The sequence below is a fragment of the Paraburkholderia sp. MM5384-R2 genome, from assembly GCF_014201025.1.
GTDB lineage: Bacteria > Pseudomonadota > Gammaproteobacteria > Burkholderiales > Burkholderiaceae > Paraburkholderia > Paraburkholderia tuberum.
Window position 1 is genome coordinate 1 of sequence record NZ_JACHDI010000049.1, and the last position, 16028, is coordinate 16028.

Here is a 16028-nt window from a genome sequence, read left to right on the forward strand (position 1 = left end):
TCGGTCCGCCAAACCCGCCGCGCCTGAACCACCACTACCCGGCACTGCTTCGTTTGCGTCGCTGCGTCTGCAGCAGAGAAGCGAAATTATGGAGACTCTTTCGCGTCTCGTCAATACCCGTTTTTGCTTTCGCTTAAAAAGAGTTGCCGCTCACTTCCGGGTCGCCTCCACCACGACCTCGACAGGAACTGCTGCGGCCATAGCCGCGTAGCCCGCGTCGCTTGGATGGATGTGATCGCCGCTATCGAAAGCGCGCTGCAGACGCTCCGGCTGCGCCCGATCGCGCAACGCCGCGTCGAAGTCGACGACGCCATCGAAAGCACGACTAGTTCGGATCCACTGATTAACCGCGAGTCGGATGTTTTCCCGCTCCTGTGGCAGCGACGCCGGCGTCAGCGTCGCGCCGAACATCTTGACACCGTTGCGCCGCGCGGCCGCGATCACTCGCTGGTAACCGGCGATCAGATCTGCAGCCGTGACCGACGTATGAGGAAAATCGCAGTCGAGCCCGCCATGAGGCGGCATTGCCGCAAAGTTGATGTCGTTGATGCCAATCAGCAGGATCGCCGCTTTGACGCCTGGACGTCGTAAAACGTCGCGCTCGAAGCGGCTCGCAAGCGCGTCGCCATAGCAAGGTGAGTCGCTCAGGAGCCGGTTGCCGCTGATGCCGAGATTCACGATCGCGGTCGACTGCGCGCCGCTCGCCGCCAGCCGCCGAGCCAGCGCATCCGGCCAGCGACGGTTCTGGTTGAGGGTGGAGCGCATGCCGTCAGTGATCGAGTCGCCGATCGCGGCCACGGCAAGCGACGGTGCCGCCGCCTCCACCGACAAACCCGTGACCCACACATATTGCGTGAAGCGGCCGGGAAACGCCGTGGCGGAGGCGTCGGTGGTGTGATTGCCGGGCCCGGACACATAATTCACCTGATTCGACACTCGGTGCCATGCGACGATCCGCTGCTCCGGTCCCACGAACGCACTGATCGCATATGGCGCGCCCTCGACGACATCGATCGCGACCGGATCGCTGTCCACCTCGCCGCCAGGCGGAACGCTGACCGCGCCCTTACCGCCAAACGTCACCCGACTGCCGGCGCCCTCGACTGCTGCCGCGCCACCGGCGGAGCGCGCGATGCGCAGTTCGTCGATGACGAGAGGCGTCTTGCCGTACGCATTGCTCAGATGAATTCGCGCCACCCTCCCCGACAACGTCGGATACATGATTTGTCGAACGGTGCGCCCGGCGACTTCCGGCGCGCGATACAGCGGTGGTAACTCGGCCCGCTGTGGAATCGGTTGCAGCGCGGTCGCCCAAACGGCGACCCAATGCTCGGACGCTTCGGCAGCGAACGCACTCGAGGAAAGGACAAACGAGGCAAATTGGGCAAGCAGCGCCGCGCCGCATGCGGCAGCCAGGGTGCGAATGGTCATTCGGAGGATCGGTTCGAGGCGAAACGCGCATTGTGCCCGAACGACGCGGCAATCGCCGGCAATCGCCGGCAGGTCCGCTTCCCCCGGCGCCCGGCGGCTGTGCCGGCTCGGACTCACGCCGTTTGCTGACTCATGATCTTCAGCGCGACCGCTTCGGCGACCTCGATTCCGTCGATTGCCGCCGAGTAGATCCCGCCCGCATACCCCGCACCCTCGCCCGCCGGATACAGCCCGTTGACGTTGACACTCTGGTAGTCGTCGCCGCGACGCACGCGTACCGGCGACGAAGTTCGCGTTTCAACGCCGGTCAGCACCGCATCGTGCATCGCGAAACCTGCGATTTTCTTCTCCATCTGTGGCAGCGCTTCGCGAATCGCTTCGATCGCGTAGTCGGGCAGCGCGGTGCTGAGATCGGTTGGCCGCACGCCCGGCTTGTACGACGGAACGACCGAGCCGAGTGAAGTGGACGGCCGCCCCGCGATGAAGTCGCCGACCAATTGCCCTGGAGCCATATAGTTACCGCCACCGAGCTCGAACGCCCGCTCCTCCCACTTGCGCTGGAACGCGATGCCGGCGAGCGGCCCGCCCGGGTAGTCGTCTGGCGTAATGCCGACCACAATGCCCGCGTTCGCGTTGCGCTCCGCGCGCGAGTACTGGCTCATGCCGTTCGTGACGACGCGCCCCAGCTCGGACGTGGCCGCCACCACGGTGCCGCCGGGACACATGCAGAAGCTATAAACCGCTCGCCCGTTGCTGCAGTGGTGCACCACCTTGTAGTCGGCTGCGCCGAGCTGTTTGTGACCGGCAAATTTCCCAAAACGGCTCCGATCGATGATCCCTTGCGGATGCTCGATCCGAAAACCGAGCGAAAACGGCTTCGCCTCGACGTGAACGCCGCGGTCGTACAGCATCTGGAAAGTATCGCGTGCGCTATGGCCGACCGCCAGCACAACGTGGTCGCAGCGCAGCGTCTCGCCGGTCGACAGCTTCAGCCCGCGCACCTGGCCGTTGTCGATGTCGATGTCCTCGACACGCGTTTCGAAGCGCACTTCGCCGCCCAACTCGTGGATGCTCGCGCGCATCTTCTCGACCATGCTGACGAGACGAAACGTGCCGATATGCGGCCGGCTCAGGTACAGGATGTCCTCCGGCGCACCGGCCCGCACGAATTCGTCGAGCACCTTGCGGCCGTAGTGTTTCGGGTCCTTGATCTGGCTGTAGAGCTTGCCGTCCGAAAAGGTGCCCGCACCACCTTCGCCGAACTGCACGTTCGACTCGGGATTCAGCACCGATTTGCGCCACAGGCCAAACGTGTCCTTGGTGCGCTCACGTACGGCCTTGCCGCGCTCGAGGATGATCGGCCGGAAGCCCATCTGCGCGAGGATCAGGCCCGCGAACAGTCCGCACGGCCCCATGCCGATGACGACCGGACGCGGCGTGCTCAGTTGGGCGGGCGCTTCGGCGACGAACTTGTAGCTCATGTCGGGCGTCACGCCGCAATGCGGCACGTCGGCGAGCCGTTTCAGCGCGGCCCCTTCATCCTTGACCTCGACATCGACGATGTAGGTGAGCTTGATGTCGGCGCGCTTGCGCGCGTCGTGCGCGCGGCGAAACACGGTGTATCGGATGAGCCCGTTCCGCGCCACGCCGAGTTCCGTGAGGCGCGCATGGATGGCGGCTTCGAGGGCGCTTTCGGGATGATCGAGCGGGAGTTTGATTTCGCTTAGACGTAACATGAGTACCGGAGATGCAAGTGGGCCGCAAATCGCGGCCAATTCGCAATTTTACCGGTAAGTGTCGGCGCGGGGTGACGGCCGGTCATGAAGCGCCGGCCCGTCGAAACCGGGCAAACCAGCATGCATGCTTCGACGCCCTCAATGAGCTATCAGCCCCAACGTCTCTGCACAAAAAATTTATTAACCGACCGGTCGGTTGGTTTATACTACGCCGACACAGACTACTCGTCCAGAGAGAGCGTCCCTCATGTACACCCAATCCCTCGATATCCCCGGCAACGTCGCCCCGCTGGACGCGGACGCGAATTCGCCCGAACAACAGGCTCGCTTCGACGCGGTCATGAGCGCCGACGGCAAGATCGAGCCGCAGGACTGGATGCCCGACGCGTACCGCAAAACGCTGGTGCGGCAGATCTCGCAGCATGCGCACTCGGAGATCGTCGGCATGCTGCCCGAGGGCAACTGGATCACGCGCGCGCCGAGCCTCAAGCGCAAGGCGATCCTGATCGCCAAGGTGCAGGACGAAGCCGGCCACGGCCTCTATCTGTATAGCGCCGCCGAAACGCTCGGTGTCTCGCGCGAGCAGCTGATCGACGCGCTGCACGCGGGCAAGGCCAAGTATTCGAGCATCTTCAACTACCCGACACCCACCTGGGCCGACGTCGGCGTGATCGGCTGGCTCGTCGACGGCGCGGCGATCATGAACCAGATCCCGCTGTGCCGCTGTACCTACGGCCCGTACGCCCGCGCGATGATCCGCATCTGCAAGGAAGAGTCGTTCCATCAGCGCCAGGGCTTCGACGCGCTGCTCGCGATGATGGCGGGCACCGAGGCGCAGCGCGAGCTGGTCCAGCAGGCGGTGAACCGCTGGTGGTGGCCGGTGCTGATGATGTTCGGCCCGAGCGACAAGGATTCGGTCCACAGCAACCAGTCGGCCAGATGGGGCATCAAGCGCATCACCAACGACGACCTGCGCCAGAAATTCGTCGATGCGACCGTCGAGCAGGCGAAGGTGCTCGGCGTCACGCTGCCCGACGCGGACCTCAAATGGAACGAGGCGCGGGGCCACTACGACTACGGCGACATCGACTGGGAAGAGTTCTGGCGCGTCGTCAATGGCGACGGCCCGTGCAACCGCGAGCGCCTCGCGACCCGCGTGAAGGCCCACGAAGACGGCGCCTGGGTACGCGAAGCCGCGCTCGCCCACGCGGAAAAGCAGCGCCAGCGCGCGCAACAGCACGCCGCCTGAGTGGCACCGCACATCAAAGGAATCAGGAGATCAGCAATGAACAGGGAATGGCCGATTTGGGAAGTGTTCGTGCGCAGCAAGCAGGGACTCGACCATAAACACTGCGGCAGTCTGCATGCCGCCGACGCGCCGATGGCGCTGCGCATGGCGCGCGACGTCTACACGCGCCGCCAGGAAGGCGTGAGCATCTGGGTGGTGCCGTCCTCGGCGATCACGGCCTCGGCGCCGCACGAGAAGGCCGAGCTGTTCGAACCGGCGAGCGACAAGATCTATCGCCACCCGACGTTCTACACGCTCCCCGACGAAGTCAACCACATGTAAGCGCGGCCATGACCACTACGTCCACTACGTCCACTACGCCCGAACATCTCCAGTACGTGTTGCGCCTCGCGGATACCGCGCTGATCCTCGGCCAACGCAACACCGAGTGGTGCGGCCACGGCCCGATCCTCGAAGAGGACATCGCGCTGTCGAACATGAGCCTCGACCTGATCGGCCAGGCGCGCCTGCTGTACACGCACGCGGCCGCGCTCGAAGCTCAGCTCACCGGCCGTCAGCGCAGCGAAGACGACTACGCGTACTTCCGCGCCGAGCGCGAATTCGCGAACTACACGCTCGCCGAGCTGCCGCATTACGGGCCGCTCGCCGGCACCGCGCAGGCCGGGAAGGATTACGCCGTCACGATCGTGCGCAACTTCCTGTACGCGACGCTGATGATGCATCTGTGGGGTGCGCTGACGGGCTCCAGCGACGGGCAGCTCGCCGCGATCGCCGCGAAGTCGATCAAGGAAACGCAGTACCACGTGCATCACGCGAGCGAGTGGCTGATCCGTTTCGGCGACGGCACCGCCGAATCGCACCGTCGCGCGCAGGCCGCGCTCGACTATCTGATGCCGTACACGTACGAGTTCTTCAGCGCGGACGCGGTGGAAGACGCGGTCGCCGCGGCCGGCATCGGCCCGCGCACCTCGGCGCTGGAAGCCGCGTGGCTCGACGACGTGCGCGCCACGCTCGACCAGGCCATGCTGACGCTGCCCGCGGCGCTGCGGCACGTGAGCACGGGCAAGCACGGCGAGCATTCGGAGCACATGGGTTTCGTGCTCGCGCAAATGCAGAGCCTCGCGCGCCAGCATCCGGGCGCCAGCTGGTGAGTACGCGATGACGACCTCGACCGCCCCGCAGCCCGCGAACGCCGCCGCTGCCACGACCGACGCCGCGCTCACCCGCGCATGGACCGTGCTCGAAGCGGTACCCGACCCGGAGATCCCGGTGGTGTCGATCCGCGAGCTCGGCATCCTGCGCGGCGTGCGACGCGCCGCCGACGGCGCGCTCGAAGTCGTGATCACGCCGACCTACTCGGGCTGCCCGGCGATGTCGCAGATCGCCGAAGACATCGGCCGTGCGCTCATGGCCGCGCAGCTCACGCCATACCGCGTCGCCACCGTGCTCGCGCCGGCGTGGACCACCGACTGGATCACGGCCGAAGCCCGCGAAAAACTGCGCGTCTACGGCATCGCGCCGCCGACGGGCAACTGCGGTTCAGCCGCGACGTCAGCGCCGCAGGAGAAAGTGCTGCGGTTCGTGCCGCGCGCGCTGCCGGCCCCAGGCTGCCCGCGCTGCGGCTCGGCGCACACCGAGCGGCTCGCGCAATTCGGCTCGACCGCCTGCAAGGCCCTGTATCGCTGCCTCGACTGCCGCGAACCCTTCGACTACTTCAAACCGTACTGATATGGCCACCCCGCAATTCCATCCGCTGCGTATCCGCGAAGTGCGCCCCGAAACCGCCGATGCGGTCTCGGTCGCCTTCGAAGTCCCGCCCGAACTGCGCGACCACTATCGCTTCACGCAGGGCCAGTTCGTCACGCTGAAGACGCATATCGACGGTGAGGAAACGCGCCGTTCGTATTCGATCTGCGTGGGCGTCACCGACTACGATCGCGACGGCGAGTTGCGCATCGGCATCAAGCGCGTGCGCGGCGGGCGTTTCTCGAACTTCGCGTTCGACACGCTGCAGCCGGGCCACACGATCGACGTGATGACGCCCGACGGCCGTTTCTTCACGCACCTGAACGCGGAACAGGGGCAGCAGTACCTCGCGTTCTCGGGCGGCTCGGGCATCACGCCGGTGCTCGCGATCATCAAGACGACGCTCGAAGTCGAGCCGCGCAGCACCTTCACGCTCGTCTACGGCAACCGCAGCGTCGACCAGATCATGTTCGCCGAGGAGCTCGAGGATCTAAAGAACCGCTTCATGAACCGCTTCGTGCTGTATCACGTGCTGTCGGACGACCTGCAGGACGTCGAGCTGTTTAACGGCGTGCTCGACCAGGAAAAATGCGCGGCGTTCATCGAGCAGCTGCTGCCGGCCGACGCGATCGACGAAGCGTTCATCTGCGGCCCCGCGCCGATGATGGATGCGGCCGAGGCCGCGCTCAAGGCAGCCGGCGTGCCGCCCGCGAAGGTGCACGTCGAGCGCTTCGGCACGCCGCTGCCGCAGGCGGGCGTGCCGCCCGTCGAGATCACCGCGGACACCCCCGCGGCCGAGCTCGAAATCGTGCTCGACGGCAAGCGCCGCAAGCTGCGCCTGCCGTATCAGGGCACGAGCGTGCTCGACGTCGGGCTGCGCGCCGGTCTCGCGCTGCCGTATGCGTGCAAGGGCGGCGTGTGCTGCACCTGTCGCGCGAAGGTGCTCGAGGGCGAAGTGAAGATGGAAAAGAACTACACGCTCGAAGAACACGAGGTCCGCGACGGGTTCGTGCTGACGTGTCAGTGTCATCCGGTTAGCGACAAGGTCGTCGTCAGTTACGACGAACGTTGAGTAGAGTGCTTTCGTGGCCTAGGTACGGACTGCCCGCCCGTGACGTCCGCCACCGCTTTCGGCCGTTTCGCGATCCGCTTAAACTAGGGGCCGCTCATCGATCGGGACATCGGGTTCCAGTCGGCGAGCGGCCTCTTTTTGTTACAGCTGCTGGCGTCACTGCAAGCCCTTGCCCATGAGCACGATTCACCTCACCAACGGCGATGTCGCCGCCGAGTCGCTGCGTACCGCGCTGGACCAGGCGGGCCGCGACGATCGCGTGCAGCCGCTGCGGGACGATCTGGCGGTCGGCCCGTTACGCGGCGTCGACGACGCTCCGCACGTGCGCGCCGACTTCTGGGAACGCGTCAGCGCCGACACGCAACGCGACTTCGTGCGCGAGTTCCGCGAACAGGCCGCGGTGCTCGACGGCCTCGCCAGCAGCACCGCGAATCTCGTGGTGTGGCACGCCGAAAGCGCGTCCGATCAACTGATGCTGCGCCGCGTCTGCTACCTGGTGCGCAACAGCCCGCAGCGTTTGAACGAAGTGCGTCTGTCGATCGCCGACCTCACCGATCCGCAAGCGTGGGCGCATACCCGCAAGGATCGCGCGACATCGGTCGGCATGTTTGCGCCGGACGTATTGCAGACACACCTGCCGGACGCCGCACCGATTTCCGTGCTGCGCATCAGCCGGCTCGCGCTCGAATGGCAGGAGGTCAAACAGGCGAACGGCGAGACGCGGCGCTGGCGTGACAACACCTTCACGAGCGGCAGCGTTGCCGAAATCGACGCGCTGATCCTCGAACGGGCAACCGACGCCTGGCAGCCCGCCGCGCGCGTCGCCGCCTATGTGATGACCGCCGGGTTGTGGTTCCTCGTCAGCGACAGCATCGTGCTGTGGCGCATGCGCGAACTCGCGGCGCTGCGGCGCATCCGCCTGCGCGGCGATGCGAACGAATGGCGCTCGCTCGAACTGCGCGCGGCATCCGCCCCCTGCTCACCCCAATAAGATAAGAACAGACGAATATGGCCCGCACCCGAGCCCCCGACCACGAAACCCAACGCGAGCAGATTCTCGAACTGGCCGCCGCGAAGTTCGCGCAGACCAGCTATCCAAGCACGTCGATGGCCGATCTTGCCGCGGCGAGCGGCACCTCGAAAGCGCGCCTCTATCACTATTACGAGAGCAAGGAAGCAATCCTGTTCGATCTGCTCGATCGCTATACGAAGCGCCTGATGCTGATCATCGCCGAGGTGGAAGGATCGAGCCAGCGGCGCGAACTGAGCGAGCGAGAAACCTTCGCGGAGCTGATCCGCGCGTTCCTGTCCGAGTATGAGACGTCGCACAGCCGGCACGTCGCGCTGCTGAACGATGTCAAGTATCTGGTCGATTCGCAGCGCGAGATCATCCTGAACCGTCAGCGCGACGTAGTCGCCGCCTTCGCGCGGCAGCTCGCGCGCGCCTATCCCGAACGCGCGACACGCGACAACCAGACCGCGCTGACGATGATGGTGTTCGGCATGATCAACTGGACCTTCACGTGGCTCAAGCCGGACGGCCGGATGGGCTATCGCGAGTTCGCCGAGCAGGTGGTCGGCATGGTCGAGCATGGTCTCGGCAGCGCGCCGGCCAGGTAGACGATGGTCTGAACAGATCGCAATCCGCGCACTGGATGTTGCAAAGCAACAACATGCAGACCAAATAAATCAGCGCAGGGAATCCATGCGGCATCGTGTCACGAACGTGCGTTCACTTTTAACTTCTGTTTAAAATCAATTAATTAAATTTAGGGTTCCAGCGCTCTAGGTATTCACTTCGAATTTTAATACGGGTTTTCCCTAGTGAATGGCTTAGGTTTCCGTTAAAATCGGTTTTGCGGTGCACAACGCCGCCTGATTAAAAGGAGAACCCGACCATGAACATGCTGACCCATCGCAACACCGAGCCGATCGCGCCGAACGATCGCGCGTCGCTGCCTGCTGAACGCGCGCACGTTCTGGTCCGTGAACTCACCGCCGCCGATCGCGAACGCCTGCTTGCTCACTTCCTCGCGCTCGACGAAGAAGACCGTCTGCTGCGCTTCGGCCAGGTCGTGCCGAACCATGTGATCGAACACTACGTGCGCGCGATCGACTTTACGCGCGACACCGTGTTCGGCGTGTTCAACAGCAAGCTGGAACTGAGCGGCGTCGGCCATCTGGCCTACCTGCCGGCCGAAGGCAACAAGCGCACCGCCGAATTCGGCGTCTCCGTGCTCGAAAGCGCACGCGGCATCGGTATCGGCTCGAGGCTATTCGAGCGCGCCGCGATCCGCAGCCGCAACACGCATGTGACGACGCTGTACATCCACTGCCTGGCGCGCAATTCGACCATGATGCACATCGCCAGGAAGGCCGGCATGAAGATCGAGTACGCGTACGGCGAGGCTGACGCCTATCTGACGCTGTCGCCGGCCGATCAGTCGAGCATCCTCGCGGAAATGCTGCAGGAGCAGGCCGCCGTGTTCGATTACGCGCTCAAGCGCCACGCACGCCAGGCATCGCGACTGTTCGAGTCGTTCATGCCGGTGGCTGTCGCTGCCTGAATAATCGCTACGGGGAAATGAGATTGGGGCGGCCGAAAGGTCGCCCTCTTTTCTATCTGTACCCAATCAACGCCACGCGTAGGACCGTGCGCGTGAAGCCTACAAAATGGGCAACGCTGTCGTTTCCTTGATCTTTTCTAGCGAAAAGCTCGATTTCACATCGATCACCGATGGATGCCGCAGCAATTGATCCTGCACGAAGCGCGAAAAGTGCGCCATGTCCTCCACCTGGACGCGCAGCAGGTAATCCATCTCACCCGTCATCGCGTGACATGCGACAACTTCGGGCCACGTCTGCACGGCCGCGCCGAACAGATCGGCGTGCGTGGCCTCGCCATGCGGACTGAACGCGCGACCGCCACCCTTCTCCAGCCGCACGCTGACATACGCGAGCAGGTCAAGCCCGAGACGTTGCGCGTCGAGCAGCGCGACATAGCCGCGAATCACGCCGCTTTCCTCGAGCCGGCGAATCCGCCGCAGGCACGGACTCGGCGACAGATTGATCCGTTCCGCAATCTCCTGATTCGACAGCCGGCCATTCTCTTGAAGGATCGCCAGAATGCGTCGATCGATCGCGTCTATCCCGTTATTAGCCATGTTCTGCCGCGTATCCGTTGAATAAAGCCATAAACTGGCTCAAGCGTAGCGACGCGTGATTAAGTTCGCAAGTTTTTGTCTTCATCGCGGTTCTACACTTGTCCCATCCGGTCGCGCTCAGCCGACCGTCCCGCGCGCTCACCGCCAGCGCGCCTCGGCACCCCCCCTTGCATGGGATTGGAGACAGACAATGCAGGTTTCTACTTGGGAAAACCCGGTCGGCACCGACGGCTTCGAATTCATCGAATACACGGCGCCGGACCCGAAAGCGCTCGGCAAGCTGTTCGAACAGATGGGCTTCACGGCCGTCGCGCGGCATCGTCATAAGGACGTGACGCTGTATCGTCAGGGCGACATCAACTTCATCGTCAACGCGGAGAAGCATTCGTTTGCGCAGCGCTTCGCGCGCTTGCATGGCCCGTCGATCTGCGCGATTGCGTTTCGCGTACAGGACGCCGCGAAGGCCTACGCCCAAGCGCTCGAAAAAGGCGCATGGGGTTTCGACAACAAGACCGGCCCGATGGAGCTGAACATCCCGGCGATCAAGGGCATTGGCGATTCGCTGATCTATTTCGTCGACCGCTGGCGCGGCAAGAACGGCGCGACGCCGAACAGCATCGGTGACATCGACATATACGACGTCGACTTCGAACCGATTCCGGGCGCGAACCCGAACCCGGTCGGCCACGGCCTGACCTATATCGATCACCTGACGCACAACGTGCATCGCGGCCGCATGCAGGAATGGGCGGAGTTCTACGAGCGCCTGTTCAACTTCCGTGAGGTGCGCTACTTCGACATCGAGGGCAAGGTGACGGGCGTCAAGTCGAAAGCGATGACCTCGCCGTGCGGCAAGATTCGCATTCCGATCAACGAGGAAGGCTCGGACACCGCCGGTCAGATCCAGGAATATCTGGACGCGTACCACGGCGAAGGCATCCAGCACATCGCGCTCGGCACAAGCGACATCTACCGCACCGTCGACGGCCTGCGCGCATCGGACATTTCACTGCTCGACACGATCGACACGTACTACGAACTCGTCGACCGACGCGTGCCGAATCATGGCGAGCCGCTCGAGGAACTGCGCAAGCGCAAGATCCTGATCGACGGCGCACCGGACGATCTGCTGCTGCAGATCTTCACCGAAAACCAGATCGGCCCGATCTTCTTCGAGATCATTCAGCGCAAGGGCAACCAGGGCTTCGGCGAAGGCAACTTCAAGGCACTGTTCGAATCGATCGAGCTCGATCAGATTCGCCGCGGCGTCGTGCAGGACAAGACCTGACCACGCAGACTCGCGCCTGATCGGCGCGCAGAAGAAAAAAGGGCGAGGATCGCAGGATCCTCGCCCTTTTACGTTGCAACGCCGCCGCTCTCTTCGGAACGGCGGCCGGTCGTCATTAGACGCGCGCGATGCGGTGCGTCATGAATTCTGCCTGTACAGATCGCTGCCGATCGCACCGTCGACCCGCGCCGGCGCCACCTGCGCCGTGCGAATGATCGCGTTCGACAGTGCCCCCGTGCTGCCCGGATTCGAGCGCACCGGCGCGCTCATCGCGAAGAAAGCGGCGGAAACCATCAGGAAGGTCTGGATGTTTCTTGTGTTCATGCGTACTCCTTTTCTAACTGCCCTGCTGTCCAGAAGCTGCACAGAATGCGCGGCGTTCGGCATCGCTCGCAGGTCGGGGTTAGACAGTCGTTTTCACTGCGGTTCCGCAGATTTGTAGGTTTTACAGCTTGTTACACGCGCAGGCGCAATACAACTCCATTCCGGCGGAAATCCGCGACAACTGCTGACAACACGTCGGCAAGTCGTCGCGAAACCGGCCGAAATCAGATCGTGCGCGGGCGATTTTTGATCCGCTGCGGCGGGTTTCCACCAGTGCTACGATCGCTTAAAACCCGTCAATATGACGACCCCGGCCCCAGCATTCACGAGATGCCGGGGCCAGAAAAGTTTTGGTGATCCCAAGCTGAAGTGGAGGAGTACACATAATGAATGCCCCGCTAGACGCAGGTCAGCGAGCCTCGCTCGAAGCCGCGTTGTCTTCCGTCACGCTCGACGACAAATACACCCTCGATCGCGGCCGCGCGTACATGAGCGGCATCCAGGCGCTGGTGCGTCTGCCGATGCTGCAGCAGGAACGCGACCGCGCCGCCGGCCTCAACACGGCCGGCTTCATCTCCGGCTACCGCGGATCGCCGCTCGGCGGGCTCGACCAGTCGCTGTGGAAAGCGAAAAAGTATCTGGCCGCGCATCAGGTGGTGTTCCAGCCCGGCGTCAACGAAGACCTCGCGGCCACCGCCGTGTGGGGTTCGCAGCAGGTCAATCTGTACCCGAGCGCCAAACACGACGGCGTGTTTTCGATGTGGTACGGCAAGGGCCCCGGCGTCGACCGGTCCGGTGACGTCTTCAAGCACGGCAACTCGGCCGGCTCGTCCCGGCACGGCGGCGTTCTCGTGCTCGCCGGCGACGATCACGCGGCCAAATCCTCGACACTCGCGCATCAGTCCGAACACATCTTCAAGGCATGCGGGCTGCCGGTGCTGTTTCCGTCGAACGTGCAGGAATATCTGGACTTCGGCCTGCACGGCTGGGCGATGAGCCGCTACTCCGGCCTCTGGGTCGCGATGAAGTGCGTGACCGACGTGGTCGAATCGTCCGCATCGGTCGATATCGATCCGCACCGCACCAACATCATCCTGCCGGAAGACTTCGTGATGCCCGACGGTGGGCTGAACATCCGCTGGCCCGATCCGCCGCTCGTGCAGGAAGCGCGTCTGCTCGACTACAAGTGGTACGCCGGTCTCGCCTACGTGCGAGCGAACAAACTCGACCGCGTCGAAATCGATTCGCCGCATGCGCGCTTCGGCATCATGACCGGCGGCAAAGCTTATCTCGACGTGCGCCAGGCGCTGACCGACCTCGGTCTCGACGACGAAACCTGCTCGCGCATCGGCATCCGGCTGTACAAGGTCGGCTGCGTGTGGCCGCTCGAAGCGCAAGGTGCGCAGGCCTTCGCACGCGGTCTCGACGAAATTCTGGTGGTCGAGGAAAAGCGCCAGATCCTCGAATACGCGATCAAGGAAGAGCTGTACAACTGGCCCGACGCGCAGCGCCCGCGCGTATTCGGCAAGTTCGACGAGAAGGACGGCGCGGGCGGCGAATGGTCGGTGCCGATGGGCAACTGGCTGCTGCCGGCGCACTACGAGCTGTCGCCCGCGATCATCGCGAAGGCGATCGCCACGCGGCTCGACAAGTTCGATCTGCCGTCGGATGTGCACGCCCGCATTGCCGCGCGCATCGCGGTGATCGAGGCGAAGGAAAAGGCGCTCGCGCGGCCGCGCGTCGAAGTCGAGCGCAAGCCGTGGTTCTGCTCGGGCTGCCCGCACAACACGTCGACCACCGTGCCGGAAGGCTCGCGCGCGATGGCCGGCATCGGCTGTCATTACATGACGGTCTGGATGGATCGCAGCACCAGCACGTTCAGCCAGATGGGCGGCGAAGGTGTCGCGTGGATCGGCCAGGCGCCGTTCACGAACGACAAGCACGTGTTCGCCAATCTCGGCGACGGCACCTACTTCCACTCGGGGCTGCTCGCGATTCGCGCGGCGATCGCGTCGAAGGCGAACATCACCTACAAGCTGCTGTACAACGACGCGGTCGCGATGACGGGCGGCCAGCCGGTCGACGGCGTGCTGAGCGTGCCGCAGATCACCCATCAGCTCGCCGCCGAAGGCGCGGCAAAGATCGTCATCGTCACCGATGAGCCGGAGAAGTACGCGGCAAACGTCGGCCTCGTGCCCGGCGTCGACATTCACCACCGCGACCAGCTCGACGACGTGCAGCGTCAGCTGCGCGAGGTTCCGGGCACCACGATCCTGATCTACGACCAGACCTGCGCGACCGAAAAGCGCCGTCGCAGGAAACGTGGCGCGTATCCCGATCCTGCACGGCGCGTCGTGATCAACGAAGCGGTGTGCGAAGGCTGCGGCGACTGCTCGGTGAAGTCGAACTGCCTGTCGGTTGAACCGCTCGACACTGAGTACGGCACGAAGCGCCAGATCAACCAGTCGACCTGCAACAAGGACTTCTCGTGCGTGAACGGCTTCTGCCCGAGCTTCGTCTCCGTTGAAGGCGGCCAGTTGCGCAAGCCGAAGGCGGCGTCGGGCGCCGGCGCCGAAATGCCGCCGGTGCCGGATCCCGAGTTGCCGTCCATCGACCGTCCGTACGGCGTTCTGGTGACGGGCGTGGGCGGCACGGGCGTCGTCACGATCGGCGCGCTGCTCGGCATGGCCGCGCATCTCGAGAACAAGGGCGTCACGGTGCTCGACGTCACCGGGCTCGCGCAGAAAGGCGGCGCCGTGATGAGCCACGTGCAGATCGCGAAGCAGCCCGCCGACATCCACGCGACCCGCATCGCAATGGGCGAAGCGAGCCTCGTGATCGGCTGCGACGCGATCGTCACCGCCAGCGACGAATGCGTGTCGCGGATGCACGCGGATCGCACGCGCGTCGTGCTGAACAGCGCGCACACGCCGACGGCCGAACTGATCAAGAACCCGAACTGGCGCTTCCCCGGCAGCAGCACCGAAGCCGACGTGCGCGCCGCGGCCGGCGATGACAACGTCTCGACCGTCGACGCGAATCACTTCGCGGTCGCGCTGCTCGGCGACGCGATCTACACGAACCCGTTCGTGCTCGGCTATGCGTGGCAGCGCGGCTGGGTGCCGCTCACGCACGAGTCGCTGATTCGCGCGATCGAGCTGAACAACGTGCAGGTGGACAAGAACCGCGCGGCGTTCGAATGGGGCCGGCGTGCCGCGCACGATCTGGCTGCGGTACGCAAGCTCGCGCAAACGCAGGGACGCGGCGATCCGGCCGACAGCGCGGGCGGCAAGATCATCGCGCTGCATACGCCGAAGGCGCTCGACACGCTGATCGACAAGCGCGCCGACTATCTGAGCGCCTGGCAGAACCGTGCGTACGCGGAGCGCTATCGCGCGCTGGTGTCGCAGGTGCGAGCCGCGGAAGAAGCGCTCGATTCCGCCGACGGCCAAATGCCGCTGACCGGGGCGGTCGCGAAGAACCTGCACAAGCTGATGGCGTACAAGGACGAATACGAAGTCGCGCGTCTGTACAGCGACCCGGCGTTCATCGAAAAACTGAACGCGACGTTCGAAGGCGACTGGAAGCTGCACCTGCATCTCGCGCCGCCGACGCTATCGAAGAAGGACGCGCACGGCCATCTGGTGAAGAAGAAGTACGGCCCGTGGATGTTCCGCGCGATGCACGTGCTCGCGAAGCTCAAGTTCCTGCGCGGCACCGCGTTCGACGTGTTCGGCAACACCGGGGAGCGTCGCACCGAGCGCGCGCTGATCGGCGAATACGAGGCATTGGTGCGTGAGCTGATCGGCGGGCTGACTTCTCAGAGACGCGATCTCGCGGTCGAGCTCGCGAATCTGCCCGACGGCATCCGCGGCTATGGGCATGTGAAGGAAAACAACCTGAAAGGCGTGCGCATCAAGTGGAACGAGCTGCTCGCGCGTTGGCGTTCGCCGGATGCGGGCAAGACGCAGCACGCGGCTTGATCGACTCTCCCAGCTGAACCGAAAAGCGGCGGTCT

Annotated in this window: 14 protein-coding genes; 10 read left to right on the forward strand and 4 right to left on the reverse strand. The window is 64.3% G+C overall.

The features are described 5' to 3' along the window. Positions 1 to 150 precede the first annotated feature (150 nt). The gene (locus tag HDG37_RS37100) at positions 151 to 1431 is read right to left on the reverse strand and encodes an SGNH/GDSL hydrolase family protein (RefSeq protein WP_184056333.1); all 1281 of its coding nucleotides are present in this window, start codon (positions 1429 to 1431) and stop codon (positions 151 to 153) included. Positions 1432 to 1544: 113 nt separating this feature from the next. Further along, positions 1545 to 3167 carry an NAD(P)/FAD-dependent oxidoreductase gene (locus tag HDG37_RS37105; RefSeq protein ID WP_184056335.1) on the reverse strand — a complete coding sequence of 541 codons (1623 nt, stop codon included), beginning with the start codon at positions 3165 to 3167 and terminating at the stop codon, positions 1545 to 1547. Positions 3168 to 3414: 247 nt separating this feature from the next. Here HDG37_RS37105 and paaA point away from each other — a divergent pair, with 247 nt between their 5' ends. The 8 genes from paaA to HDG37_RS37145 all read left to right on the forward strand — a co-directional run bounded on the left by paaA (position 3415) and on the right by HDG37_RS37145 (position 9801). Further along, positions 3415 to 4416, forward strand: a complete 1002-nt coding sequence (gene paaA / locus HDG37_RS37110) for a 1,2-phenylacetyl-CoA epoxidase subunit PaaA (protein WP_184056337.1) — start codon at positions 3415 to 3417, stop codon at positions 4414 to 4416. A gap of 36 nt (positions 4417 to 4452) precedes the next feature. Then, positions 4453 to 4737 carry a 1,2-phenylacetyl-CoA epoxidase subunit PaaB gene (gene paaB, locus HDG37_RS37115; RefSeq protein WP_184056345.1) on the forward strand — a complete coding sequence of 95 codons (285 nt, stop codon included), beginning with the start codon at positions 4453 to 4455 and terminating at the stop codon, positions 4735 to 4737. Between the two features lie 8 nt (positions 4738 to 4745). Further along, positions 4746 to 5567 (forward strand): 1,2-phenylacetyl-CoA epoxidase subunit PaaC, encoded by an 822-nt coding sequence (gene paaC / locus HDG37_RS37120; protein WP_184056347.1) that lies wholly within the window; start codon positions 4746 to 4748, stop codon positions 5565 to 5567. 7 nt (positions 5568 to 5574) lie between these two features. After that, complete coding sequence (paaD, locus tag HDG37_RS37125) at positions 5575 to 6144, forward strand: 1,2-phenylacetyl-CoA epoxidase subunit PaaD (RefSeq protein WP_184056349.1); 570 nt, start codon at positions 5575 to 5577, stop codon at positions 6142 to 6144. A gap of 1 nt (position 6145) precedes the next feature. Continuing rightward, positions 6146 to 7234 (forward strand): 1,2-phenylacetyl-CoA epoxidase subunit PaaE, encoded by a 1089-nt coding sequence (paaE, locus tag HDG37_RS37130; protein ID WP_184034674.1) that lies wholly within the window; start codon positions 6146 to 6148, stop codon positions 7232 to 7234. 175 nt (positions 7235 to 7409) lie between these two features. Continuing rightward, positions 7410 to 8225: a DUF1835 domain-containing protein gene (locus HDG37_RS37135; RefSeq protein WP_184056351.1), complete on the forward strand. Its 816-nt coding sequence runs from the start codon at positions 7410 to 7412 to the stop codon at positions 8223 to 8225. Between the two features lie 17 nt (positions 8226 to 8242). Then, positions 8243 to 8854, forward strand: coding sequence for a TetR/AcrR family transcriptional regulator (locus HDG37_RS37140; RefSeq protein ID WP_184056353.1), 612 nt, complete (start codon positions 8243 to 8245; stop codon positions 8852 to 8854). A gap of 278 nt (positions 8855 to 9132) precedes the next feature. Beyond that, on the forward strand, positions 9133 to 9801 hold the full coding sequence (locus HDG37_RS37145; protein ID WP_184056355.1) for a GNAT family N-acetyltransferase: 669 nt from the start codon (positions 9133 to 9135) through the stop codon (positions 9799 to 9801). A gap of 99 nt (positions 9802 to 9900) precedes the next feature. On the opposite strand, the gene HDG37_RS37150 is transcribed toward HDG37_RS37145, so the two are convergent. Further along, a complete protein-coding gene (locus HDG37_RS37150; RefSeq protein ID WP_184056357.1) occupies positions 9901 to 10398 on the reverse strand; it encodes an Lrp/AsnC family transcriptional regulator in 498 nt (165 codons plus the stop codon). A 190-nt stretch (positions 10399 to 10588) separates the two neighbouring features. On the opposite strand from HDG37_RS37150, the gene hppD reads away from it, so the two are divergent. After that, the gene (gene hppD / locus HDG37_RS37155; protein ID WP_184056359.1) at positions 10589 to 11686 is read left to right on the forward strand and encodes a 4-hydroxyphenylpyruvate dioxygenase; all 1098 of its coding nucleotides are present in this window, start codon (positions 10589 to 10591) and stop codon (positions 11684 to 11686) included. Positions 11687 to 11824: 138 nt separating this feature from the next. On the opposite strand, the gene HDG37_RS37160 is transcribed toward hppD, so the two are convergent. Then, on the reverse strand, positions 11825 to 12010 hold the full coding sequence (locus tag HDG37_RS37160) for a hypothetical protein (protein WP_184056361.1): 186 nt from the start codon (positions 12008 to 12010) through the stop codon (positions 11825 to 11827). Positions 12011 to 12396: 386 nt separating this feature from the next. Here HDG37_RS37160 and HDG37_RS37165 point away from each other — a divergent pair, with 386 nt between their 5' ends. After that, the gene (locus HDG37_RS37165) at positions 12397 to 15993 is read left to right on the forward strand and encodes an indolepyruvate ferredoxin oxidoreductase family protein (RefSeq protein ID WP_184056363.1); all 3597 of its coding nucleotides are present in this window, start codon (positions 12397 to 12399) and stop codon (positions 15991 to 15993) included. The last annotated feature ends 35 nt before the right edge of the window (positions 15994 to 16028 follow it).